7 protein-coding genes are annotated in these 5,708 nt (G+C 70.0%); 4 read left to right on the plus strand and 3 right to left on the minus strand.

What is annotated here, in order from left to right:
• The 4 genes from C1J00_RS36810 to C1J00_RS36825 all read left to right on the plus strand — a co-directional run.
• On the plus strand, positions 1–511 hold a 511-nt coding region (locus C1J00_RS36810), incomplete at its 5' end, for a DUF1349 domain-containing protein (RefSeq protein ID WP_102913270.1).
• 45 nt (positions 512–556) lie between these two features.
• Positions 557–1,051 (plus strand): GNAT family N-acetyltransferase, encoded by a 495-nt coding sequence (locus tag C1J00_RS36815; RefSeq protein WP_180989836.1) that lies wholly within the window; start codon positions 557–559, stop codon positions 1,049–1,051.
• A gap of 74 nt (positions 1,052–1,125) precedes the next feature.
• Complete coding sequence (locus C1J00_RS36820) at positions 1,126–1,842, plus strand: DsbA family oxidoreductase (RefSeq protein WP_102913271.1); 717 nt, start codon at positions 1,126–1,128, stop codon at positions 1,840–1,842.
• Positions 1,843–1,938: 96 nt separating this feature from the next.
• Positions 1,939–2,991 carry an aminotransferase class V-fold PLP-dependent enzyme gene (locus C1J00_RS36825; RefSeq protein WP_102913272.1) on the plus strand — a complete coding sequence of 351 codons (1,053 nt, stop codon included), beginning with the start codon at positions 1,939–1,941 and terminating at the stop codon, positions 2,989–2,991.
• 85 nt (positions 2,992–3,076) lie between these two features.
• On the opposite strand, the gene thpD is transcribed toward C1J00_RS36825, so the two are convergent.
• From thpD to ectB, 3 genes are read right to left on the minus strand one after another with little or no spacing between them, the layout of a single operon-like run.
• Positions 3,077–3,985: an ectoine hydroxylase gene (gene thpD, locus C1J00_RS36830; protein WP_102913273.1), complete on the minus strand. Its 909-nt coding sequence runs from the start codon at positions 3,983–3,985 to the stop codon at positions 3,077–3,079.
• Between the two features lie 7 nt (positions 3,986–3,992).
• Positions 3,993–4,391, minus strand: a complete 399-nt coding sequence (locus C1J00_RS36835) for an ectoine synthase (protein WP_102913274.1) — start codon at positions 4,389–4,391, stop codon at positions 3,993–3,995.
• 39 nt (positions 4,392–4,430) lie between these two features.
• Positions 4,431–5,681 carry a diaminobutyrate--2-oxoglutarate transaminase gene (gene ectB, locus C1J00_RS36840; protein WP_102913275.1) on the minus strand — a complete coding sequence of 417 codons (1,251 nt, stop codon included), beginning with the start codon at positions 5,679–5,681 and terminating at the stop codon, positions 4,431–4,433.
• Positions 5,682–5,708 lie beyond the last annotated feature (27 nt).

Raw genomic sequence — 5,708 nt, forward strand, 5'->3', positions numbered from 1 at the left:
GCCGCGGCAGGACCGGTTCGTGCCGCCCACCGGGGAGGGGCTGGACCCGGCTTCCGACGCGCCCCGGCTGCTCGGGGCGCCCGAAGGCGACTTCCAGCTGATCGCCAAGGTCACCGTCGGGTTCGGCGCGGCCTTCGATGCCGGGGTGCTCTACGTCCACGTGGGGGAGCGGGCCTGGGCCAAGCTCTGCCTGGAGTACTCCCCGGACGTCCCCACCGTCTGCACGGTAGTGACCCGGGGTCACTCCGACGACGCCAACTCCTTCACGGTGGACGGCAGTTCCGTCTGGCTGCGGGTGAGCCGCACCGGCCGCGCCTTCGCCTTCCACGCCTCCCGCGACGGCGAACGCTGGACGTTCGTCCGCCTGTTCACCCTCGGCGACGAGAAGGAGACCGGCGCGGCCCTGGTGGGCTTCATGACCCAGTCCCCGATGGGGGAGGGCTGTGTGGTGACGTACGACCACATCGAGTTCAGGCCGGCCTGGCCGGACGATCTGCGCGACGGCGGCTGAGGCCCGGCCGGGAACCGCCTCCCGGCCCGTCCCGTCTTCCGTTGCATGATCAATGAGCGAGTGATCCCCGACCGTGTGATCCGCACCGTCCTGCCCGCGGAGGTGGCGGACGTCGTCGCACTGCACACGCGGGCCCGGGCCACGTACTACCCCGACGGGCTGCCCCAGGACGGCACCGACTGGTCCGCCGTCTGGCACGGCGCCCTCACTCGCCCGGACGGCCGGGTGCTGTGCGCCGTGGAGGCGGGCCGCATCGTCGCCCTGGCCTCCTTCCGCGTCCCCGAGGACGCCCCGGCGGACACGGTGACGCTGTTCCAGTTCCACGTCGACCCCGGCCACTGGCGCCAGGGAGTCGGCAGCGCGCTGCACGCGGCCTGTGTGGAGGAGTGGCAGGCCGACGGCAGGCGTACGGCCGTGCTCGACGTGCACGTGGACAACCAGCGGGCGCAGGGCTTCTACCGGCGGCAGGGCTGGGTTGCGGAACCGGCCGGGCCGGGAGAGCACCATCTGCGGATGCGGTTCGCCGTGCCCGGGGAATGAAGCGCTCTGCTTGAACGTTCATACACCTTGCGGAGGGAGTCTCCGTACCCGTACGACCTGGAGAGAGCCGAGACATGCGCGTCGAGATCTGGAGCGACATCGCCTGCCCCTGGTGCTACGTGGGCAAGGCCCGCTTCGAGAAGGCGCTGCGGGACTTCCCGTACCGCGACGAGGTCGAGGTGGTGCACCGCTCCTTCGAGCTGGACCCTGGCCGCGCCAAGGACGACGTCCAGCCCGTGATCGCGATGCTCACCAAGAAGTACGGGATGAGTGCCGCGCAGGCCGAGGCCGGGGAGGACAACCTGGGCGCCCAGGCCGCCGCCGAGGGCCTCGACTACCGCACCCGGGGCCGCGACCACGGCAGCACCTTCGACATGCACCGCCTGCTGCACTTCGCCAAGGAGCAGGGCCGCCAGGAGCAGCTCCTCGACCTGCTGTACCGGGCCAACTTCGCCGAGGAGCGCTCCCTCTTCGACGGCGACGAGCGGCTCGTGGAACTCGCCGTCGCCGCCGGACTGGAGGCGGCGGCCGTCCGTGCGGTGCTCGCCGACGCGGAGGCGTACGCCGACGACGTACGTGCCGACGAGCGGGAGGCCGCGCAGCTCGGCGCGAGCGGTGTGCCGTTCTTCGTGCTCGACCGCACGTACGGCGTCTCAGGCGCCCAGCCCGCCGAGGTCTTCGCCCAGGCCCTTTCCCAGGCGTACGGCGAGCGCCCGCCCCTGGAGATCGTGGACGGCGGCGAGGGCGCGGACGCCTGCGGCCCGGACGGCTGCGCCGTGCCCCAGCACTGAAACCCCCAGGTCGGAGCGCATTCATAAGCGGTCCTTAGGGGCATCTCGCAGAAATCGGCGATGGACGGGGACATCCCGGGGACGCAGAGTGGTCCCATGGAGACCTTCGAGAACCTCGTCCGTGCCGAGTTCACCCCGAAGCACACCTACCTCAACACCGCGAGCAACGGGCTGCTGCCCGCCCGTACCGTCAGCGCCGTGCAGCAGGCGGTGCGGATGCGGGCCGAGGGCACGCCCCTGGGTCCCCTCTACGAGGACGTGGAGGCCGCCCGCGCGTCCTTCGCCCGGCTGGCCGGTGTACCGGCCGAGCGTGTCGCGACCGGGGCCTCGGTCGCCGAGTACGGCGCGCTGATCGCGGCCTCACTGCCCGCCGGGGCCGAAGTCCTCACGGCGGAGGGCGACTTCGCCTCGCTGGTGAACCCGTTCCATGTGCGCGGCGACCTCAAGGTGCGGGCCGTGCCCCTGGAGCGGCTCGCCGAGTCGGTCCGCCCCGGTACCGCGCTCGTCGCGGTCAGCGCCGCCCAGTCCGCCGACGGCCGCCTCGCCGACCTGCCCGCGCTGCGCGAGGCGGCCCGGGCGCACGGCGCCCGCACCTACGTCGACGCCTCCCAGTCGGCCGGCTGGCTGCCGATGGACGCCGACGCCGACGACTTCCTCGCCGCCGTCGGATTCAAGTGGCTCATGGGCCCGCACGGCGCCTCGTTCTTCGTCGCCCCGCAGGACTTCGGAGGGCTCACACCGCTGCTCGCCGGCTGGGTCGCCGGTGAGGTCCCCTGGGACAGCTGCTACGGCCCCGTGGCGGAACTCGCCCATTCCGCACGGCGGTTCGACGTCAGCCCAGCCCTCTTCACCTACGCCGGTCTGCGCGCCTCACTGGAGCTGCTGGAGGAGATCGGCGTCGACGTCGTGCACGCCCACGACGTCGGCCTCGCGGACCGCTTCCGCGCCGGGCTCGCCGGGCTGGGCCAGGAGCCGGTGCCCGCACCGGGTTCGGCGATCGTGTCGGTGCCGGGGCTCGGTCACCGGCAGGGCGACCTGAGCCGGGTGGGCATCGAGGTCTCGAACCGGGCCGGGAACCTGCGGGCCGCGTTCCACCTCTACAACACGCCCGCGGACGTGGACCGGCTGCTGGAGGTCCTGGCGGCATGACAGAACCGGGTGGGGCCTCCCGTCCCACACGAGGAGGCCCCACCCGGCAGCTCTGTCACACGGTCGTCTCACCGCTGACCGGCGGTCACCGCACCGGCGTGAAGTCCCGCGCCCCAATGAACTCCGGCCGCCGGACCGGCGCCGCGAACGGTTCCACCGCCGTGTTCTCCACGCTGTTGAACACGATGAACACGTTGCTGCGCGGGAACGGCGTGATGTTGTCGCCGGAACCGTGCATGGCGTTGCAGTCGAACCACGTCGCCGAACCGGCCTTGCCCGTGAACAGCTTGATGCCGTGCCGCGCGGCCAGCTGGGTCAGCGCCTCGTCGGACGGCGTGCCCGCGTCCTGCATCTGCAGCGACTTCTTGTAGTTGTCCTTCGGGGTTTCCCCCGCGCACCCGAGGAACGTCTTGTGCGACCCCGGCATGATCATGAGCCCGCCGTTGGTGTCGTAGTTCTCGGTGAGCGCGATCGAGACCGACACCGTGCGCATGCGCGGCAGGCCGTCCTCGGCGTGCCACGTCTCGAAGTCCGAGTGCCAGTAGAAACCACTGGCCCCGAACCCCGGCTTGACGTTGATCCGCGACTGGTGGACGTACACGTCCGAGCCGAGGATCTGCCGCGCCCGTCCGGCGACCCGCTCGTCGCGGACCAGCCGGGCGAACACCTCGCTGATCTTGTGCACCTCGAAGACCGTGCGGATCTCCTTGGACTGCGGCTCGACGATCGACCGCTCGTCGGCACGGATGTCCGGGTCGTTCACCAGCCGGTTCAGTTCGTTCCGGTAGACGGTGACCTCGTCCTCGGTGATCAGCTCGTCGATGGCCAGGAAGCCGTCGCGCTCGAAGGACAGCAGGTCGGCCGGGTCGACCGGGCCCGGGGCGTCGGGTGCGCCCCAGACGACCGGGTCCTGGCGCGGGATCAGCGCCTCGGCGGGACCGCGACTGGGATAGAGGTCCGGGATACCGGTGGTGGTGTCGGTAGTGGCGGTCATGGAAACGTCACACCTCCTCGGTGAGCAGCGGGTATACGCCGTTCTCGTCGTGGTCCTCCCGTCCGGTCACGGGCGGGTTGAACACGCAGAGGCAGCGGAAGTCCTGCTTGACCCGCAGCGTGTGCCTCTCGTGCCCGTCCAGGAGGTACATGGTGCCGGGCGTGATGGTGTGCTTCAGCCCGGTCTCGTGGTCGGTCAGCTCGGCCTCGCCCTCCACGCAGACGACGGCCTCGATGTGGTTCGCGTACCACATCGACGTCTCCGTACCCGCGTACAGGATCGTCTCGTGCAGGGAGAAACCCACCTTCTCCTTGGCGAGGACGATGCGTTTGCTCTCCCACGTACCGGACGCCGCCTTCACGTGCCGGTCGGTACCTTCGATCTCCTTGAACGAACGGACAATCACGGTGCTGCGATGCCTCCTAGATGAGTGGTGCTCGGTTGGTCAGGCGGTCTCTCGGACGGCGCGGGCCAGCATGCTGAGGCCCTCGTCCAGCTCCTCGGGCGTGATGGTGAGCGCCGGGAGCAGCTTCACGACCTCGCTCTCCGGGCCGGACGTCTCGATGAGCAGTCCGAGCTCGAAGGCGCGCTTGGCGACCTTGCCGGCGCGGGCCTTGTCGTGGAACTCGATGCCCCACACCAGGCCGCGGCCCCGGTACTCCTTGACGTCGGCCAGGTTCTCCTCGGTGATGGAGATCATGGCCTGTTCGACCTGCTCGCCGCGCTTGCGGGTCTGCTTCTCCATGGCGGAACCGTCGGCCCAGTACGTCTCCAGAGTCGCGGTGGCCGTGACGAACGCGGGGTTGTTGCCGCGGAAGGTGCCGTTGTGCTCGCCGGGCTCCCAGATATCGAGCTCGGGCTTGAACAGGCACAGCGCCATGGGCATGCCGTAGCCGCTGATCGACTTGGAGACGGTGACGATGTCCGGTGTGATGCCCGCCTCCTCGAAGGAGAAGAACGCGCCGGTACGGCCGCAGCCCATCTGGATGTCGTCGACGATCAGCAGCATGTCCTGCCGCTCGCACAGCTCCGACAGGGCGCGCAGCCACTCGGGCCGGGCCACGTTGATGCCGCCCTCGCCCTGCACGGTCTCGACGATCACGGCGGCCGGCTTGTTCAGGCCGGAGCCCTGGTCCTCCAGCAGCCGCTCGAACCACAGGAAGTCCTCGACGGTGCCGTCGAAGTAGTTGTCGAACGGCATCGGGGTGCCGTGCACCAGCGGGATACCGGCGCCCGCCCGCTTGAAGGCGTTGCCGGTCACGGCCAGCGAGCCCAGCGACATGCCGTGGAAGGCGTTGGTGAAGGACACGATCGACTCGCGCCCCTTGACCTTCCGCGCCAGCTTCAGCGCGGCCTCCACGGCGTTGGTGCCGGTCGGGCCAGGGAACATGACCTTGTACGGCAGGTCGCGCGGGCGCAGCAGCAGGTTCTGGAAGGCCTCCAGGAACGTGCGCTTGGCGGTGGTCGACATGTCGAGCCCGTGCGTGACGCCGTCACGCTCCAGGTAGTCGATCAGCGCGCGTTTCAGGACCGGGTTGTTGTGCCCGTAGTTCAGTGACCCGGCTCCGGCGAAGAAGTCGAGGTACTCATGGCCGTCCTCGTCGTACATGCGGCTGCCCACCGCACGGTCGAAGACGGTGGGCCAGCCGCGGCAGTAGCTGCGCACCTCGGACTCGACGGTCTCGAAGACGCTCAGGTCGGGCTCTGTCTCTTATAAACATCT

Source organism: Streptomyces cahuitamycinicus (genome assembly GCF_002891435.1).
Taxonomy (GTDB): Bacteria; Actinomycetota; Actinomycetes; order Streptomycetales; family Streptomycetaceae; genus Streptomyces; species Streptomyces cahuitamycinicus.